This is a genomic window from Cellvibrio mixtus subsp. mixtus J3-8 (genome assembly GCF_000766945.1).
In the GTDB taxonomy this organism is placed as follows: domain Bacteria; phylum Pseudomonadota; class Gammaproteobacteria; order Pseudomonadales; family Cellvibrionaceae; genus Cellvibrio; species Cellvibrio mixtus_A.
Map to the genome: position 1 here is coordinate 589275 of NZ_KN266208.1, position 14721 is coordinate 603995.

Genomic DNA, 14721 nt, shown 5'->3' on the forward strand with positions numbered 1-14721 from the left:
CACTTCAAAGCGCTCACCTGGCAATTGTGAAAAATCAATAGTCTTGAGAGTGTTAGCCCACAAGAAAGGGGAGGCGATTACGCCAATCAGTGCCAAAGCAAATTTACGCATATTCAACCCCGGAGTGAATAGAGCACACATGTCCGCTTATTCCTTCTCTTCTAATTTAATAATTCTGGGACGTTCAACCCAACCATTGGAACCATCACTAACAATCTCCATCACTTCAATTTGTGATGAGGAGGCTGAAATAATTTTTCCATGATTCATCCCCAGGTAATTACCTAAAGTTGCAGGTACAACACTATTTTCGCCATTATCGATCAGCGCCCATAACTGACCACCTTTTAAAATAGTGCCCACCATTTTCAATGAAGTAATATTGAATCCTTCAAGAAATTCTTTTTCACGCGCCAAGTCAGGGGCAACAGCGCGCCCACCTTTAGCAGCCGACTCGTCCACTGGAATTGGTTTTTCAAAAGGGCTACGCAAAGTCATCGCGCTGTACGCAAAAGGTTGATATGGACTAAAGGTTGGTAAAGGCTCAATCTGCCCTTTAGGACGACGCTTGGTCTCTTCCATAAAATCGATTAAATCTTGCTGGGAAGATTGACCACAACCAACCAGTGCCAATACACAAAACACTTGTGCAATTAATAAAGACCGTTTCATTTAGCAGCGGCCTCCTGTGCTTTATAGCGATATGTTTTTGCTGATATTTTCATGTTCAACGTCCGGCTTTCTTTAGCCGCCGTTATTGTGAAGTCATGTAACGTAACAATACGCGGCATACCAGCAACACCACTCACAAAACCGCCCATATCGTGATAGCCGCCATCCACCGAAATACTGATGGGAACCTCAATGTAATACTCAGCTACAACATCTGGCTGGAAGTTTATGTTCGCATTGGTCAAACCGCTCTCTGTTCCGCGTGTACCAATATCTTCAAGCAACCCCGGCACCTCTGTTTTAGCAGGCAGGCGGGAAAGCAACGATTCGAAAGTGACTTTCATCTCTTCCATTTGCGCTTTATATGCATCCAGATTGGCCGCTTCAAAACTACGCTTTTCAAAAGTGGTTCGAAGTGTTTTTTCCTGCGCAGCAACAGATTCCAATTCCAAATTTAAATCGCTAATTTTTACGTAATAAGTTGCGATAAAAATAAGCGCCACCAACAACAGGCACACAAACACTTTGGCAGGTAAAGGCCATACACCGATTTTTTCAAAATCGATATTGTTTACGTCAAAATCTTTTAGTTGTTCGAGAGTATCCTGGAATGACATTATTTTGCCCCTCCTGCGGTTTTGGCCGCTTCAGCAGCAGGATCTACAGGAGCAGAAGTTTCTACCGTCATTTTAAATGTGCTTGCATCCTCTCCCTCATCCTGTGCCGCTTGTACAGAAGACAGATTTGGCGATGCATACCAGTCCGATGCCTCCAGGTTACGCATAAAACTGGCAACACGGTTATATGACTCAGCAACGCCTGCAATGGTGACGACATTGCCCTTACGCTCTACCGAATTTACCCACACACCATCCGGAATCGCTCTTGCCAGTTCATCAAAATAACGAACAATAACGGGGCGAGTTCCTTCAAGGTCGGTAATAACTTTGATGCGCGCCAACAAATCATCGCGCACTTTCTTGATTTCGCTAATTTCTTTTACTTGCGCATCCAGCTTTTTAATTTCCTGGTCCAAGAGCTGGTTACGTGCATTCTGGTTTTCAATAGCGGATTGAACACTGGACACCCATAGATAAGCAGCAAACGCCGCAACAAGCCCAACACCGGCGATAATGCCTAAAAACTCGCGCTTCTTTTCCTCGCGATAGACTTGACGCCAGGGCAATAAGTTAATTTTGGCCATTAGTCAAAACTCCTCATTGCCAAACCGGTAACAATCATTAACGCTGGCGCATCATTAGCTAAAGAAACTGCATTGACCCTGGACGACACTGACATTCGCGCAAAAGGGTTTGCTACAACGGTTTGGGTTCCCAGCTTTTCCTCAATCAACCCCACCAATCCCTCAAGCGAAGCAACACCGCCGGCAAGGATGATGTAGTCAACATCGTTGTATTGACTTGCAGAAAAGAAAAACTGGAGGGAGCGGGTAACTTGTTGGACGACGGCATCTTTAAATGGCGTTAATACTTCCATTTCATAATCATCCGGCAAACCGCCTTGTTTTTTGGCAAGTCCGGCCTCTTCGCGTGACAAGCCATAACGTCGCTGGATTTCCTCAGTAAGCTGACGTCCACCGAACAACTGTTCACGGGTATACACTGTTTTGCCATCAACTAACACACTCAGTGTTGTCATGGTTGCGCCTATATCAATAATCGCAACAACCTGCCCTTCCTGATCCTCCAATTGCTCGGCAATCAGCTCAAAAGCACGTTCCATGCAATAGGCTTCAATATCGACCTTTTCAGCTATTAAATCTGAATCTGCCAACACCTGCTCACGCACTTCGACATTCTCACGACGACAAGCAGCGAGCAACACTTCAACCTGGTCAGGATTGCGCGGTGAAATCCCCTGGACTTCAAAGTCCAGCGCCACCTCTTCAAGTGGGAAAGGAATATATTGGTCAGCTTCAGCGGCAATCTGGCTTTCCATAGCATCATCATTCAAATCCGCCGGCATATCGATCATTTTGGTGATCACCGCCGAACCTGCAACGGCTACCGCAGCATGCTTTAATTTGGTTTTGGACTGCTTGACCATTGAGCGAATCACTTCCGCTACCGCCACCGGATCAGCAATATTTTTTTCTACTACCGCATTAGGGGGAAGCGCTTTTACGGTATAGGACTCAACACGATAGCGATCACCGCTACGGCTGAGTTCAAGCAATTTCACCGATGTGGAGCTGATATCCAGCCCGATCACCGGCTTTGCCTTCTTTTCGAGGAAACTTAAAATGCCCATTTTTCTATCTATATCCGTAACTTAGACGTTGTTTATGTTATAGCACTTTAACTTAAGCCTGCAACAAACCGATGAATATGTAAACAGGCAAAAAAGCCCGTATAATGCGCGCCTCTTCCTGCGAATTCGCTAACCCATTAATTCACATAGAAAAAATGTTTAGTAAAAAATCCTTGTTCGGCATTATTTTTTGGCTGTTACTGGCTGGTACCAGTGTTACCCTGGTGACATTTGCAGGCCTTTATCTCTATCTCAGCCCCAAATTACCTTCGGTTGAATCCTTGAGGGAGGTTAAATTACAGACCCCGTTACGGGTTTATTCAAGCGACGGCAAACTTATTGGTGAATTTGGCGAACAACGTCGCACTCCACTCACCTACGATCAGATCCCGCCCCTTTATATAAAAGCTCTCCTCTCCGCCGAAGATGCAGAGTTCTTCGAGCATCATGGGGTTTCTCTAAAAGGCATGTTGCGCGCCGCATCACAAATTCTAAAGTCCGGCGCCATCCAATCGGGTGGAAGTACTATTACTCAACAGTTGGCACGTGATTTCTTTCTCACTCGCCAGCAAATCTTCTCACGCAAGTTTAACGAAATTCTCTTATCCATTGAAATTGAAAGAAAATTCACCAAGGAAGAAATCCTGGAATTATTCAATAATAAAATGTTCTTTGGGAACCGTGCCTACGGTTTACAAGCGGCTGCCCAAATCTATTATGGCAAGGATATTAAGGATTTAAGCGTCGCCCAATACGCCATGATCGTCGGTGTACTTAAAGCACCTTCAGCCTATAACCCGCTTGCGAACCTCAAACGCGCGATGATCCGCCGCAACTGGATTATCGGGCGCATGTATGAGTTAAAACATATTGATCGCGTCACCTATGAAGCAGCAATCAATGAACCCAACACGGCCAGCTATCACGGTACAACACTGGATGTGCAAGCACCTTATATTGCAGAAATGGCACGCCAGGAAGTACTTGATCGTTTTGGCGACAAAGCTTACGTGCAGGGGTATCGTGTTTACACTACTGTCGATAGCGCTGCACAAGCGACAGCCCAGGCAGCAATCCTCAAGGGACTAATGGATTACGACAAACGCCACGGTTACCGCGGCCCGGAGCGAAAACTAAACCCATCGCAAGAATCTGATCTTTCGGATTGGCAAGATGAACTGCAGACAATCCCGGTCCTCGGAGGCCTTGAGCCTGCCGCTGTCGTAGATGTTGCCGACAAAACAGTCAAAGTCATTATGAGCAATGGGGATTTTGTTGACCTCGGCTGGGAACAAGGCCTGTCCAATGTACGCCCCTACATTACCGAAGACAGCCGCGGCGCGACTTATAATAGTGCGCGCGATTTTTTGAAGCCCGGCGACGTAGTGCGGCTTGCAAAAGATAATGACGACCAATGGCACTTCAGCCAGGTTCCCGCCATTCAGGCTGCACTGGTTTCACTCGACCCAATGGATGGCGCCATTCGCTCATTAGTCGGTGGTTTCGACTTCAACCAAAGTCATTACAATCGCGCCACTCAAGGAGCTCGCCAGCCCGGGTCCAGCTTCAAACCCTTGCTGTATACCGCCGCCCTGGAAAATGGATTTACACCTGCATCAATTATTAACGATGCCCCAATCGTCATCGAAAATACCAGCACTGGCATAGCCTGGCGCCCGGAGAATGACGATGGCAAATTCTCTGGCCCTATGCGTCTGCGCCAGGCATTGTATCGTTCGCGAAATCTGGTTTCGATCCGCTTACTGCGCAGTATTGGCATGCAAACAGCGCTGGATAGCATGGCAAGATTTGGCTTCAACCCCAAAGATTTCCCCCGCGACCTGACGTTGGCATTGGGTACTCATGAATTAACGCCCATGCAAATGGCGACCGCCTATGCCAGTTTCGCTAACGGCGGCTTCAAAATTGATCCATACCTGGTCACACGAATTGAGGAAGACAGCGGCAAGATTGTTTACGAAGCCACCCCCAAAAGAGTTTGTAAAGAATGCGAGAGCAACCTTCCATCCACGAATGATGCCAACACCAATGTTGCCAAGCGAATTATTGATGCCCGTATCGCCTACCTGATCGACTCGATGCTGCGCGACGTAGTGGATAAAGGCACTGGCCGCCAAGCGAAACAATTGGGGCGCAAGGATCTCGCCGGTAAAACCGGCACTACCAACGGTCCGCGCGACACATGGTTTTCTGGCTACAACCCTAATATCACTACCACCGTGTGGGTAGGTTTTGATGCGAACACATTATTGGGTAGAAAAGAGTTCGGTAGCTCTGCAGCGCTGCCGATCTGGATCGACTTTATGCGCACCGCCCTGGAAGGATTACCAGATCAGTTACCACGCCAGCCTGAAGGCATTGTTACCGTGCGCATCAATCCGGATACCGGAAAACCGGCTATGCCTGGTGATCCGGACGCCATCTTTGAAGTATTTTTAGGGGAAGATACCGGCCGTACATCTGCCGCAGGCCATGAAACCAGCGAGCAAGTCACCCTGCCGGAAGAGATTTTCTAACGCTAGAGATTTTTTGAGTAAGCTAATCGATAACCTTCAGGGATGAAGGAGTGCGCACCCCCATCACCAACGACTTAAACTGGCGTTTGCCACTTTGGCCACCCTTGTTTTTCCGAGCAGTAATCCATCCACGCACTTCCACTGTTTTGCCCACCAGCACCTGCCAATCCTTACGCCCGAACGCCTGCCAATCAGACTTTTTGATCTGCGCAACCAGTTCGCCATCAAACTCAATCCACACCGCCGAATTCACATCGACACGAGTTACCTTGCCGCGCACGAGGCGAAAACCGGTATCGCCCACCAGTAAAGACGCAGATTGAAATCCTCCCCAATAAGGGTTACGCCAAACACCGGATGGATTTTTGCGCGCACGCGATTCAATTGAAGAGAGGCAGGATTCTTGCGCACGATTAGGGGGAACACTGATTTGAAATGCCATGCCAGCGCGAATTTGTTCGGCGGCAAGGCTGCGCCCTGATTTATCGTACACATGCGCCAGCCAACGCCCGTAGTGGTCGCGCCTTTCAGTATCAAACCCCAAACGAACTTCGCCGCCAGCGCTGGCGATAAATTGGCGCGCTTTTGCCAGTGATTCCTGCCCCATGGGTTGGCCGCGTTTTTGACCGATGGCAATCTCCGGCGCGTTCATCCCCAACACACGCACCGAGCGACCATCACTGAGCTTCAATGTATCGCCATCCTGCACCTTCGCAACGCGAATAGGTGCAGTTTCGGGATGGCCGCACTCGGCCAATACAGGCGCAGAGGTCAACAGGCATAAAAAAACGCCGGCGAGTAAACTCGCCGGCGTTTTTAGTGATTGTCGTGTCAGCTTAAGCTGCAAGACACACCAATTATTTCTTGGCGCCACCGATGCGGCTGCCGAAACGCTTGGTGAAGCGGTCAATACGACCACCGGTATCAACGATTTTTTGCTTGCCAGTGTAGAAAGGGTGGCATTGGCCGCACACGTCTACGTGGAAAGATTTACCCAGGGTTGAACGGGTAGTGAAGTTGTTGCCGCAGCTGCAGTTAACAGCAACTTCAACGTAATTTGGATGAATGTCTGCTTTCATGATGAATGCCTTCGTAAGCTGTGCCGCCACCGGGTCAATTGCCTGGCACCGCACATAGGTTAAAAAAAACGGCTGTTTTTGAAGAGCGGCGATACTATCAGAAAAAAATGCGAGCGCAACCGCAAAGCATGGTTTTGCCTAAAAAATCATCACCCATATGATGTTTCTGCCACTAAAGCGTCAATTTGACTCCCTGCTTTGTCGAGACGATATGGGTTATCCTTCCACTAAAACGCTGCCTAATCAGAACTCTATCAACGATGCTCGAACCACGATTGCTTGAAATTGCCCTTCCGGTCCCCCTAAGGCGCAATTTCGACTATTTACCGCCGATTGATTTTCCCCTCGATGCACTGGATTCAATGCAAGCTGGCACCCTGATCAAGGTTCCGTTTGGCCACCAGGAGCTCATCGGGGTATTGCTCGCGGTTAAATCAGTTAGTTCTTACCAACCTGCCAAGCTGCGCCCCGCGCTGGGTTTTATCGATCACCACCCTGTACTGGACACTGAACTACTCGAGCTTTGCCGATGGGCCGCTGACTATTATCAATCCCCTTTAGGCGAGGCTCTGCAAACTGCTTTACCCGTCCTCTTGCGACAGGGTGAACCGGCGCGATTAAAAGGCGAACCTGTTTTTGTATTGACCACTGAAGGCAAAGGCTTGCCCGAAGGCGCCCTCAAACGCGCACGCAAACAAGCCGAATTACTGGCAGCACTACAAAAGACCCCGCAGTTAACACGGGCAGATCTGGATTTACTGGAAATACCCCGCGCCATTGCCAAAAACCTGATCGATAAAGGCTTGGTAAGAATCGAAGAGCTGGTGATATCAACACAAAATCCCGCCCTCCAATTATTGCGGGAACCGCCACTCCCCCTGAGTGATGAACAACAACAAGCATTTGAACAGATCGACTTTACCGGCTTTAAAACCTGGCTACTCGACGGCGCCACCGGTAGCGGCAAAACCGAAATTTATTTGCAAGCGATTGAACAGTGCCTCCAACAAGGCAAACAAGCATTAGTGCTGGTCCCTGAAATTGGCCTTACCCCGCAAACCATCCAGCGCTTCCAGCGGCGCTTTGCTGTTCCGGTTGCCGCATTACATTCAGGGTTAAATGATAAAGAGAGGCTGGAGGCATGGCTGCAAGCACGTGCGGGTATTGCCCGCATCGTAATCGGGACTCGCTCGGCGCTGTTTACGCCCTTCCAATCACTGGGAATTATCATTATTGATGAAGAGCACGATGGTTCATTCAAGCAACAGGATGGCTTCCGTTATTCAGCGCGTGACCTCGCCGCCGTACGTGCGCACCGCTTGAACATTCCCCTGATTCTCGGCTCGGCAACGCCCTCGCTGGAAACCTTGCACAATGCATTGCAAGGTCGCTCCCAACATTTGCAACTTAAAGCTCGTGCGGGCAGTGCCAGGCCACCGGAAATCCAGTTGCTGGATATTCGCGGCGAAATACTCCACGACGGTTTTGCCCAAGCCAGCATTGATGCTATTAGCGAAACCCTCGCACGCGGAAACCAGGTGCTGGTTTTTCTCAACCGCCGCGGTTATGCACCGACATTGGAATGCCACGATTGCGGCTGGCTGGCGAACTGTCATTTTTGCGATGCACGCATGACCGTGCACCAAACCCCGCGCCATTTACATTGCCATCATTGTGATCACCAGCGCGCATTGCCGCGCCGCTGCCCGCACTGCAATTCCAGCCATTTACAACCCATCGGCCAGGGAACCGAGCGCAGTGAAATCGTGCTGCAGCAATTATTTCCGGGGCAAAAAATTATTCGTGTGGACCGCGATTCCACGCGCAATAAAAATGCAATGCAAAAATTACTGGAAGATGTTCATACCGGCGAACCCTGCATCCTCGTTGGAACACAGATGCTCGCCAAAGGCCACCACTTTGCCGATGTAACGCTGGTGGTCATTATCGATGCCGATGCCGGTTTATTCAGCACGGATTTCCGCGGCCCCGAACGCATGGGCCAATTGCTTTTACAAGTTGCCGGGCGCGCCGGGCGCGCCGAAAAACCGGGGCGAGTCATATTGCAGAGCCACCATACCGATCATCCGCTGGTACAGACTTTGGTTACGCGCGGTTACCACGCATTAGCTGATTTGATTTTGCAGGAGCGCCAACTGACTGCCCTGCCCCCTTATCGCCAACTCGCACTGGTTCGTGCCGAAAGCAAATTTCCCCAAAAGGCGACTGACTTTCTGACCTACGCACGCCAACAAGCAGAAATATTATCGCCCGCAACCCCGGCACTCAGTTATCTCGGCCCCTTGCCAGCATTGATGGAGAAGCGCGGCGACCGTTTTCGCTATCAATTGCAAATCAACAGCGCGCAACGCAAGCCCTTGCAACAATTGCTAACGGAATTAGCGATGAAACTTGAGGCCAGTCCGCTTGCCAAAGCGGTACGCTGGTCAATTGATGTCGACCCGCAAGAGATGGGTTAGTGATTGGGCTATAGCAATTGAGGAATAGAGCTTAGTGACGGCAATAGCCATTCCCTTTACAATCGCGCCCTTATTTTTTAGCCAACCGATTATGTAAATATCCATGAGTAGAGATTTCGCCAAAAAAGGCCGCGCACCGGCCAAACGCAACGGCAGCAATAGCGGAGGGCAAACACCTGCATGGCTGTGGTTTATTGCAGGCCTGGTGCTGGGTGCATTTGCGGCAAGCTACTACTTTATTAAAAATCCGGTAGAAGCACCGGCCCCCAAGGAAGAGCCCAAACCAAAAGTAATTGAAAACAAAACCCCCAAACCACGTTTTGATTTCTACAAATTACTGCAAGAAAGCGAAACGATTGTTCCTGCCAGCGAAGCTACCAGTGAAGAGAAACCGGCACAGCAGGAAGCAGGGATTGAATACCTGATCCAGGTGGGCTCATTCCCCAAAGCAGAAGATGCCGACAAATTACGCGCGCAACTGATCCTGCTGAACCTTGATGCGGGTATCGAAAAAGTGGAAATCCGCAAAGGTGAAATCTGGCATCGTGTCGTTGTCGGTCCTTTTGATAACCAAAATGCATTGACCAGCGCGCGCTCACAACTCGTCAAAAATGAGTACAACGCACTCGTCCTCAAACGCGCCAAAGCCAAGTAATGGCGTAAGCCAATCCGCAATCGATACCGCTTGAAAAACCGGTGTCGATCCCCATTTCGATAATTCCTGTTGCGATACCGCACAGCACATGTCCCGCATGTGTTTGTATTTATTCTTTAAAGGAAGTCCTGTGACTACGATTCTTTCTGTTCGCCGCGAAGGCCAGGTGGTAATTGGTGGCGACGGCCAGGTATCCCTTGGCAATACCGTCATGAAAGGCAACGCGCGCAAGGTGCGTCGTTTGTACAAAAACCAGGTGCTCGCCGGATTCGCCGGCGGCACTGCCGATGCGTTTACGTTATTCGAACGCTTTGAAGCCAAACTCGAAGCCCATAACGGCCAACTAACGCGTGCCGCTGTTGAACTCGCCAAAGACTGGCGAACGGACCGCAGCTTGCGCCGCCTGGAAGCCTTACTGGCTGTTGCCGATAAAGAAGCTTCGTTAATCATTACCGGCAATGGCGATGTGATCCAACCCGAAGATGATTTAATTGCGATTGGTTCCGGCGGCAACTACGCGCAAGCCGCTGCACGTGCATTACTGGAAAATACATCGCTCGATGCGCGCAATATTGTTGAAAAAGGTTTGAAAATCGCTGGCGATATTTGCGTGTTCACCAACCAGAACCACACCATTGAAGTGCTCGATTATTAATTTTTATATTAGCCCGCCATTTTGGTGGGGCACACAGCGCCTCACCAAAATGGCTACCAATGCACAAAGAAATTAAAGAGTTTTTTATGTCTTCTATGACCCCGCGCGAAATCGTGCATGAATTGGATAAACATATTGTCGGCCAACAAAATGCCAAGCGCGCCGTCGCCATTGCCTTGCGCAATCGCTGGCGCCGCATGCAAGTGCCCGCCGATATGCGCAATGAAATCACCCCGAAAAATATTCTGATGATCGGCCCGACCGGTGTTGGTAAAACCGAAATCGCCCGCCGTTTGGCAAAATTGGCCAACGCACCGTTTATTAAAGTGGAAGCGACCAAGTTTACGGAAGTCGGTTATGTCGGCCGCGATGTGGAATCCATTATTCGCGACCTCGTCGATGTCGCTATTAAAATGCGCCGCGAGCAAGCAGTAAAATCCGTCCAACATCGCGCGGCTGAAGCAGCAGAGGATCGTATCCTGGATGCATTGTTGCCACCGGCACGCGATTTATCCACTGAAGAAAGCAAACACGAATCCGGCACTCGCCAGATCTTCCGCAAAAAATTGCGCGAAGGCGAATTGGATGACAAAGAAATTGAAATTGATTTGGCCGCTCCTGGTGTAGGTGTGGAAATTATGGCCCCGCCCGGCATGGAAGAAATGACCAATCAATTGCAAAGTATGTTTTCATCACTAGGGCGTGACAAAACAAAAAAAATCAAAACCACCGTTAAAAAAGCCTTCAAACAATTACAGGATGAAGAAGCGGCAAAACTGGTGAGTGAAGACGATATCAAAACCCAGGCGATTGAAGCTGCGGAACAAAATGGCATTGTGTTTATCGATGAGATCGATAAAGTGGCACGCCGTGGCAATGTGAGCGGCGCGGATGTATCGCGCGAAGGTGTACAGCGCGATTTGCTGCCGCTAATTGAAGGCTGCACTGTAACGACCAAACACGGCATGATTAAAACCGATCACATTTTGTTTATCACGTCAGGCGCATTTCATTTGAGCAAGCCATCCGATTTGATTCCGGAGCTGCAAGGCCGTTTGCCCATTCGGGTGGAATTGCAAGCCTTAACACCGGATGATTTTGAACGCATCCTCACTGAGCCAAAAGCATCGCTGACTGAACAACAACAAGCACTGCTTAAAACGGAAGGTGTTGAAGTTTCTTTCTCTAACGATGGTATTCGCCGCATTGCAGAAACCGCTTTTGATGTGAATGAGCGAACTGAAAATATCGGCGCCCGCCGTTTGCATACTATCCTTGAGCGCTTGCTTGAAGACGTTTCTTTTGATGCGGGCAATGGTAATAACAGTGTTGAAATCAATGCGGATTACGTTGATAAACACTTGGGAGAGCTGGCAAAAAATGAAGATTTGAGCCGGTACATTCTCTGATGAGCACAGCTACCACATTAACTCCCAGCAAAATCAAGCTGCATAAACAATCGCAACAACTTGAGTTGCATTTTGGTGGCGAGCAATTTTTATTGCCCGCCGAATTTTTGCGCGTTTATTCACCCAGTGCAGAAGTGAAGGGCCATGGTCCCGGGCAGGAAGTGTTGCAGTTCGGGAAGAAAGACGTTGCTATAACCGGTGTTGAACGCGCCGGCAACTATGCCCTCAAATTGATTTTTAGCGATGGGCACGACAGTGGCATTTTTACCTGGAGTTATTTTTACGATCTGGGGAAAAACCAGGAGAAGCTCTGGGGTGAGTATCTGCAAAAATTACACGAGGCTGGTAAAAGTCGCGAGAAAGATACCAGCGTCGTGAAGTTTATTCACTAGCAACCAATCTATTCAGCACCGCTCCAGCTAATTATTCAACACCACTCCAGCTAACCATACCCGTGTATGCCGTTGCCAAAATCACCAGGCCGAACGCGATGCGATACCAGGCAAAAATTTCATAGGTGTGGTTAGCGACAAAACGCACCAGTGTTCTCACCGCCAGCCACGCGGCAAAGAATGCAGTGATAAATCCTGCTGCAAACATCGGTAAATCACTGGCATGCAGCAAGTCGCGATGCTTGTAGATATCATAAAACGTTGCTGCAAACATCGTTGGCACTGCGAGGAAAAATGAAAACTCGGCAGCGACTTTGCGATCCAGGCCGATAAACAAACCGCCGATAATGGTTGCACCGGAACGCGAAGTACCCGGCACCATGGATACCACCTGGAACAACCCCACTTTTAACGCATCTTTCCAACTCATATCATCAACATTGTGTACGCGTACCTGATGTGTACGGCGTTCTGCCCAGAGAATCACGATACCGCCAAGAATCAACATCGTTGCTACACTCAGCGGGTTGAATAAATAGGTTTTGATAATAGAGATAAACAGTACGCCAAAAATTGCTGCGGGCAGAAAGGCAATCAACAAATTGATAATAAATCGCTGGGCTTGCGAATCGTTAAACATCCCTAAGGCCACACGGGTAAATCGCTGCCGATATTCCACAACTACCGCCAATATAGCGCCTAGTTGGATCGCAATTTCAAATACGCGACCATCGTTATGGAAGTTAATCAGGTCCGCAACCACAATCAAATGCCCGGTACTGGAAATTGGTAAAAACTCGGTAAGACCTTCCACCACACCTAACACAATTGCCTTGATAATCAATAAAAAATCCACAATCAACTCCCGGATCAATGTAAAAAAAAGCGGGCGCAGTCTGCGCCAGTTCCACCAGGTTTGCAAACTCTGTGCCCATACGCGGGTCAACTCTGGGGTATAATTCTTCTACCATACCCGGAGGACAAATTCATGATGCTGAATATTTCCCGTTTATTAGCAATTACTACGTTAATGCTACTGGGAGCCTGTACTCAAATCCGCTATAGCGATGATTTTAAATCCGGCACGGAATTTAACGGCTTGAAAACCTACCAATGGCGTTCAGTGACGGTGGATATTGGTGGAACCGATAAAGATCTCCTGCAACGTCTGGCCGATAACCAATTGCGCACCCAGGGTTTTGTCGCTGCGGATAAAGCCCCCGATGTATTGCTGGACCTGCAGGTTTTTTCACGCGAAAGTAGCGGCGGTAATACCAGTATCGGCATTGGTATTGGAATGCCTGTTGGTCGCCACGGTAGTGTTGGCCTTGGTACCGGCCAAATTCTGGGCAAAGGTAAACAGGAGGGAGTAATCGTTATCGATGTTACCCAGACAAAATCCAATACTTTGATTTGGCGTGGCACCGCAGAAGGAATACCACTCATTAATTTTTCATTGAAAGCTGAACATAAACTCAGTGAAAGCTTTACGCAGCTACTGCAACAGTTTCCACCAAAATCCAAGGCCAAGTAACTAATTATCGATCGTTGTATCGTAATTTTTTTCCGACAAATGAGTAAAAGCGGGCTTTACAGTAAAGCCCGCTACATTTTTTGATTTAATTTCATTTCCTTCCAAGTGATGTACTCATGCCCCAGACCTCCCCTCGCCTTTCCGCTGAAGGCATTTTGTTATTAATTGGTTTAGCTATTGGATGGGGCATTAATTGGCCCATTATGAAATTTATTATTGCTGAAATTCCCCCACTGAGTTTTCGCGGTTTTTGTTTAATGTTGGGCGGTTTTGGCATTCTCGGACTCGCACGCGTATCGGGCCTTTCATTGCGCATACCCAAAGGCTACGTCAAAAAAATAGTGTGGGTCACGCTGTTAAATATTATTGGCTGGAATGTATTTGCCACTTACGGATTAAGTTTCTTACCTGCAGGCCGCTCGGCATTATTGGGTTACACCATGCCGATTTGGGCGGTACTGCTTTCCATCTGGATACTGAACGACAAATTCACCACACGTGTAGGTATCGCCCTGCTATTAGGTGTGGGCGGTATAGCGGCCTTAATGAGCGAATCGTTATTAAGCTGGTTTGGCGGTCCATTTAATCATCAATTGTTAATCGGTGCGGGACTGATGATTGTTGCAGCCTGGAGCTGGGCGACCGGAACTGTGTTAATGAAACGCTGGCAAATCCCGATGAATAGCGTCGCATTGACCGGCTGGCTGTTATTACTGGCGAGTATTCCTGTGTTAATTGCCGCATTTTTTTTTGATGGTTTGCCACAAAAAACACCTTCGACAATGGTGCTATGGGGATTGGTATACAACGTGTTTATTGCGTTTATGTTTTGTTATTGGGCCTGGGTACGCCTGGTCAGTTTGGTACCGGTTAGCGTTTCTTCACTTTCATCGCTGATCACACCATTAGTGGGTGTTATTTCAGGAATAGTAATTCTGGGCGAAGCACCCGGCTGGCCGGAATTCAGTGCAACAGTATTAATTTTGGGAGCAGTTGCCGTCGTTAATTCCGGTACAAAAAAATGCGCTAAATAAAAA

At 48.7% G+C, this 14721-nt stretch carries 15 protein-coding genes; 8 read left to right on the top strand and 7 right to left on the bottom strand.

Translation table 11 applies throughout. The features are described from left to right. Nucleotides 1-147 precede the first annotated feature (147 nt). From A596_RS13030 to A596_RS13045, 4 genes are read right to left on the bottom strand one after another with little or no spacing between them, the layout of a single operon-like run. On the bottom strand, nucleotides 148-672 hold the full coding sequence (locus tag A596_RS13030; RefSeq protein ID WP_039915316.1) for a pilus assembly protein PilP: 525 nt from the start codon (nucleotides 670-672) through the stop codon (nucleotides 148-150). Continuing rightward, complete coding sequence (locus A596_RS13035) at nucleotides 669-1289, bottom strand: type IV pilus inner membrane component PilO (protein ID WP_039915318.1); 621 nt, start codon at nucleotides 1287-1289, stop codon at nucleotides 669-671. Before A596_RS13035 ends, A596_RS13030 begins: the two co-directional genes overlap by 4 nt. After that, nucleotides 1289-1876 (bottom strand): PilN domain-containing protein, encoded by a 588-nt coding sequence (locus A596_RS13040; protein ID WP_039915320.1) that lies wholly within the window; start codon nucleotides 1874-1876, stop codon nucleotides 1289-1291. The genes A596_RS13035 and A596_RS13040 overlap by 1 nt, the downstream gene beginning before the upstream one ends. After that, the gene (locus A596_RS13045) at nucleotides 1876-2943 is read right to left on the bottom strand and encodes a pilus assembly protein PilM (protein WP_039915322.1); all 1068 of its coding nucleotides are present in this window, start codon (nucleotides 2941-2943) and stop codon (nucleotides 1876-1878) included. The genes A596_RS13040 and A596_RS13045 overlap by 1 nt, the downstream gene beginning before the upstream one ends. Nucleotides 2944-3047: 104 nt before the next feature. On the opposite strand from A596_RS13045, the gene A596_RS13050 reads away from it, so the two are divergent. Continuing rightward, complete coding sequence (locus A596_RS13050; RefSeq protein ID WP_052417480.1) at nucleotides 3048-5480, top strand: penicillin-binding protein 1A; 2433 nt, start codon at nucleotides 3048-3050, stop codon at nucleotides 5478-5480. 22 nt (nucleotides 5481-5502) lie between these two features. Here the strand turns inward: A596_RS13050 and A596_RS13055 are convergent, their stop codons facing one another. Further along, nucleotides 5503-6327, bottom strand: a complete 825-nt coding sequence (locus A596_RS13055; RefSeq protein WP_039915326.1) for a thermonuclease family protein — start codon at nucleotides 6325-6327, stop codon at nucleotides 5503-5505. Between the two features lie 10 nt (nucleotides 6328-6337). After that, nucleotides 6338-6559 carry a 50S ribosomal protein L31 gene (gene rpmE / locus A596_RS13060; RefSeq protein ID WP_039915328.1) on the bottom strand — a complete coding sequence of 74 codons (222 nt, stop codon included), beginning with the start codon at nucleotides 6557-6559 and terminating at the stop codon, nucleotides 6338-6340. Between the two features lie 260 nt (nucleotides 6560-6819). On the opposite strand from rpmE, the gene A596_RS13065 reads away from it, so the two are divergent. From A596_RS13065 to A596_RS13085, 5 genes are all read left to right on the top strand, one after another. After that, a complete protein-coding gene (locus tag A596_RS13065) occupies nucleotides 6820-9039 on the top strand; it encodes a primosomal protein N' (protein WP_039915332.1) in 2220 nt (739 codons plus the stop codon). Between the two features lie 103 nt (nucleotides 9040-9142). After that, nucleotides 9143-9694 carry an SPOR domain-containing protein gene (locus A596_RS13070; RefSeq protein WP_039915334.1) on the top strand — a complete coding sequence of 184 codons (552 nt, stop codon included), beginning with the start codon at nucleotides 9143-9145 and terminating at the stop codon, nucleotides 9692-9694. 97 nt (nucleotides 9695-9791) lie between these two features. After that, nucleotides 9792-10349, top strand: a complete 558-nt coding sequence (gene hslV, locus A596_RS13075) for an ATP-dependent protease subunit HslV (RefSeq protein ID WP_200882925.1) — start codon at nucleotides 9792-9794, stop codon at nucleotides 10347-10349. An 86-nt stretch (nucleotides 10350-10435) separates the two neighbouring features. After that, nucleotides 10436-11758, top strand: a complete 1323-nt coding sequence (hslU, locus tag A596_RS13080; RefSeq protein WP_039915678.1) for an ATP-dependent protease ATPase subunit HslU — start codon at nucleotides 10436-10438, stop codon at nucleotides 11756-11758. After that, complete coding sequence (locus tag A596_RS13085; RefSeq protein WP_039915339.1) at nucleotides 11758-12150, top strand: gamma-butyrobetaine hydroxylase family protein; 393 nt, start codon at nucleotides 11758-11760, stop codon at nucleotides 12148-12150. Before hslU ends, A596_RS13085 begins: the two co-directional genes overlap by 1 nt. A gap of 31 nt (nucleotides 12151-12181) precedes the next feature. On the opposite strand, the gene A596_RS13090 is transcribed toward A596_RS13085, so the two are convergent. After that, entirely contained in the window at nucleotides 12182-13006 is an 825-nt protein-coding gene (locus A596_RS13090) for an undecaprenyl-diphosphate phosphatase (protein ID WP_039915680.1), read from the bottom strand. 132 nt (nucleotides 13007-13138) lie between these two features. Here A596_RS13090 and A596_RS13095 point away from each other — a divergent pair, with 132 nt between their 5' ends. Beyond that, the gene (locus tag A596_RS13095) at nucleotides 13139-13684 is read left to right on the top strand and encodes a DUF4136 domain-containing protein (RefSeq protein WP_039915342.1); all 546 of its coding nucleotides are present in this window, start codon (nucleotides 13139-13141) and stop codon (nucleotides 13682-13684) included. A gap of 116 nt (nucleotides 13685-13800) precedes the next feature. Further along, nucleotides 13801-14718: a DMT family transporter gene (locus A596_RS13100; protein WP_039915345.1), complete on the top strand. Its 918-nt coding sequence runs from the start codon at nucleotides 13801-13803 to the stop codon at nucleotides 14716-14718. The last annotated feature ends 3 nt before the right edge of the window (nucleotides 14719-14721 follow it).

Excerpts from the sequence above, each read along its gene's own strand:
- A596_RS13030 (WP_039915316.1), bottom strand. The coding sequence starts at position 672 with ATGAAACGGTCTTTATTAATTGCACAAGTGTTTTGTGTATTGGCACTG.
- A596_RS13035 (WP_039915318.1), bottom strand. The coding sequence starts at position 1,289 with ATGTCATTCCAGGATACTCTCGAACAACTAAAAGATTTTGACGTAAAC.
- A596_RS13040 (WP_039915320.1), bottom strand. The coding sequence starts at position 1,876 with ATGGCCAAAATTAACTTATTGCCCTGGCGTCAAGTCTATCGCGAGGAA.
- A596_RS13045 (WP_039915322.1), bottom strand. The coding sequence starts at position 2,943 with ATGGGCATTTTAAGTTTCCTCGAAAAGAAGGCAAAGCCGGTGATCGGG.
- A596_RS13050 (WP_052417480.1), top strand. The coding sequence starts at position 3,048 with ATGCGCGCCTCTTCCTGCGAATTCGCTAACCCATTAATTCACATAGAA.
- rpmE (WP_039915328.1), bottom strand. The coding sequence starts at position 6,559 with ATGAAAGCAGACATTCATCCAAATTACGTTGAAGTTGCTGTTAACTGC.
- A596_RS13065 (WP_039915332.1), top strand. The coding sequence starts at position 6,820 with ATGCTCGAACCACGATTGCTTGAAATTGCCCTTCCGGTCCCCCTAAGG.
- A596_RS13070 (WP_039915334.1), top strand. The coding sequence starts at position 9,143 with ATGAGTAGAGATTTCGCCAAAAAAGGCCGCGCACCGGCCAAACGCAAC.
- hslV (WP_200882925.1), top strand. The coding sequence starts at position 9,792 with ATGTGTTTGTATTTATTCTTTAAAGGAAGTCCTGTGACTACGATTCTT.
- hslU (WP_039915678.1), top strand. The coding sequence starts at position 10,436 with ATGTCTTCTATGACCCCGCGCGAAATCGTGCATGAATTGGATAAACAT.
- A596_RS13085 (WP_039915339.1), top strand. The coding sequence starts at position 11,758 with ATGAGCACAGCTACCACATTAACTCCCAGCAAAATCAAGCTGCATAAA.
- A596_RS13095 (WP_039915342.1), top strand. The coding sequence starts at position 13,139 with ATGATGCTGAATATTTCCCGTTTATTAGCAATTACTACGTTAATGCTA.
- A596_RS13100 (WP_039915345.1), top strand. The coding sequence starts at position 13,801 with ATGCCCCAGACCTCCCCTCGCCTTTCCGCTGAAGGCATTTTGTTATTA.